Below are 1,256 nucleotides of genomic sequence, written 5' to 3' on the forward strand. Positions count from 1 at the left end.
CGGGAGGGGGCCGGGGCCGGAGGAGGGGGGTGTCCGGACGTAAAGCGAAGGAGCTCATGCGACAAGCAGTCCGGACACCCCCCTCCGCAGGACCCGGACACCGACACCAGACGAACGCGGCGCAGCCACAAACCGCACCCCCCGCCGGAAGGCGACACCGCAGGACCCGGACACCGGCACCCGAACACGCGGCGCAGCCAAAACCCGCGCGGCGCCAGCCCTAAGTCGTCAGGACGATCTTGCCGAAGACGTCGCCGCGCGCCATCTTTTCGAAGCCCTCGCGCGCCCCGTCCAGCGGCAGCACCCCGTCGATCACCGGTCGTACCCCCGTCGTCGCGCAGAACGACAGCAGGTCCTCCAGCTCGTCCTTCGACCCCATCGTCGAGCCGACGATCTTCAGCTCCAGGAAGAAGACCCGGGTCAGCTCCGCGCGTGACGGGCTGTCGCCGCTCGTCGCGCCCGAGATGACCAGCGTGCCGCCCGGCTTCAGGGACTTGACCGAGTGGGACCACGTCGCCGCGCCCACCGTTTCGATGACCGCGTCGACCCGCTGCGGCAGCCGCGCGCCCGGCTCGAACGCGTCCAGCGCGCCCAGTTCGACCGCGCGGGCGCGCTTCTCCGGCGAGCGGCTCGTGGCGTAGACGCGCAGACCCGCCGCGCTGCCGAGCACGATCGCCGCCGTCGCGACGCCGCCGCCCGCGCCCTGCACCAGGACCGAATCGCCCGGTCGTACACCGGCGTTGGTGAAGAGCATGCGGTAGGCGGTCAGCCAGGCCGTGGGCAGGCAGGCGGCTTCCTCGAAGCTCAGCTCGGCGGGCTTCGGCAGGACGTTCCAGGCCGGGACGGTGACCTGCTCGGCGAACGTGCCCTGGTAGCGCTCGGTGAGGATCGAGCGGGGCTCGCGCGGGCCCACGCCGTGGCCCGTGGCGCCGACGACGGAGTAGACGACGACCTCGTTGCCGTCCTCGTCGATGCCCGCGGCGTCGCAGCCGAGGATCATCGGGAGTTTGTCCTCGGCGAGGCCCACCCCGCGCAGCGACCACAGGTCGTGGTGGTTGAGGGAGGCGGCTCTGACGGTCACGGTCGTCCAGCCGGGGCGCTTCTCGGGGGCCGGACGCTCCCCCAGTTCAAGGCCGTTGAGGGGCTGGTCGCGGTCGATGCGTGCGGCGTAGGCGGCGAACATGACCATGACGATAGCGCCGCCCGTGCCCCGGTGGGGGGCACGGACGGCGCCAGAACGGTCAGCGGCGCCAGCC

Annotated in this window: 1 protein-coding gene; it reads right to left on the reverse strand. The window is 72.5% G+C overall.

The annotated features are described in order from the left end of the window. Nucleotides 1–220: 220 nt before the first annotated feature. Nucleotides 221–1,183, reverse strand: coding sequence for a quinone oxidoreductase (locus HY68_RS04095; protein ID WP_041984473.1), 963 nt, complete (start codon nt 1,181–1,183; stop codon nt 221–223). Between the last annotated feature and the right edge of the window lie 73 nt (nt 1,184–1,256).

Source organism: Streptomyces sp. AcH 505 (genome assembly GCF_000818175.1).
In the GTDB taxonomy this organism is placed as follows: domain Bacteria; phylum Actinomycetota; class Actinomycetes; order Streptomycetales; family Streptomycetaceae; genus Streptomyces.

Bases quoted from the DNA above. Each gene is read 5' to 3' on its own strand.
- HY68_RS04095 (WP_041984473.1), bottom strand. From the start codon at position 1,183: ATGTTCGCCGCCTACGCCGCACGCATCGACCGCGACCAGCCCCTCAAC.